This window comes from Neobacillus kokaensis, from assembly GCF_014656545.1.
GTDB lineage: Bacteria > Bacillota > Bacilli > Bacillales > Cytobacillaceae > Neobacillus > Neobacillus kokaensis.
Window position 1 is genome coordinate 1 of sequence record NZ_BNDS01000067.1, and the last position, 1,407, is coordinate 1,407.

Sequence of the window (1,407 nt, forward strand, 5' to 3'; positions counted from 1 at the left end):
TGAAGTGACCCCTAAAAGTTAGACACGGTTATTTCATTAGGCAGCTTGGGTAAAATGAGTTCGGTATTGCACCGGACTCATTTTTAATTTTGCCTTGATTCGCTTTGTATTGTAGTAAGTGATGTATTTTTCTAATTCTATTTTAAAATGCTCTACACTTTCAAATTCTCTTATGTAGAGGAACTCAGATTTCATAATTCCAAAGAAGTTCTCCATAACAGAGTTGTCGTAACAGTTGCCTTTACGAGACATGCTTTGCCTTATCCCTCGTGACTCTAGTCTTTTCCGATACTTCCCCATTTGATAATGCCATCCTTGATCGGAATGCATAAGTAGCTGGTGGTCTTCCGGCAAGTGTTCTAAGGCTTTCTCCAACATCTCTGAAACCAGAGAATAAGTTGGTCTTGAGCCAATTGTATACGTAATGATTTCTCCGTTAAATAAGTCTAAAACAGGTGATAAATAAAGCTTCTCACCAAATAATTTAAATTCAGTAATATCTGTGACCCATTTTTCATTTGGGGCATCTGCAGTGAAGTTACGATCTAAAATATTTGGCGCTATTTTACCAACTGTCCCTTTATATGATTTGTATTTTTTCATGCGTACAATACACTTTAACCCTAGTGCTTTCATAATGCGTTGAACCTTCTTATGATTTATCTTTTGCCCACGATTCGCAAGCTCATCACGAATACGGCGATAACCATAACGTCCTTCATGTTCTTCATAAATGGTCTTTATTTCCACTTTTAGATCGGCATCTGGATCTGGACGATTCATACGTTTCCTTACATCATAGTAGGTACTACGTGGAATGCCAGCGAGCTTTACGAGTGCTTTCACCGGATATTTATGCCTCAATTCATAGACTACTTGCGCTTTGTCTTGTTTGGTGATTTTTCCTTGTTTTGAACTAAGGCTTTCAACTTTTTTAAATACTCGTTCTCCATTTCAAGTTGCTTAATACGTGCTTCCAGTGCCTCGACTGACCCTTCAACTGGCATGGCTTTTGTTTGTTTTTTCAAATCTTTTTTCATGGATGGACGCCCCCGTTTCTTTGATTGAAGGGCATCTAATCCTTGTGTTTCAAAATGCTTTTTCCAAACAAGAATGGTGGATGGAGCCGCTATATTAAAGATTGCAGCCGTATCAATTAAGGACGTACCATGTTCAATCATATAATTTAGTACGTCTAGTTTAAACGGTTGTGTGTAATTTGTATATGATTTTACGAATGCTTTTACACCATTATATTCATATTGTTTGACCCATTTAAGAATCGATTTATTATCAGTTCCTAAAGATTTACCTATTTCACGTGAACTCTCATTTCCATTTAAATAACGGTGAACAGCTTGTAATTTATCTTCTGCAGTAAATTTAGCCATAGAAAAACTGCACCTC

1 protein-coding gene is annotated in these 1,407 nt (G+C 36.8%); it reads right to left on the bottom strand.

Annotated elements, in window-relative coordinates; genetic code table 11:
- Nucleotides 1-36 precede the first annotated feature (36 nt).
- Nucleotides 37-1,391, bottom strand: a protein-coding gene (locus IE222_RS26175) for an IS3 family transposase (protein WP_191277313.1) whose coding sequence is annotated in 2 segments (ribosomal slippage) — nucleotides 37-938 and nucleotides 938-1,391 — 1,356 coding nt in all. Because the reading frame shifts where the segments join, the coding sequence is not laid out codon by codon here.
- Nucleotides 1,392-1,407 lie beyond the last annotated feature (16 nt).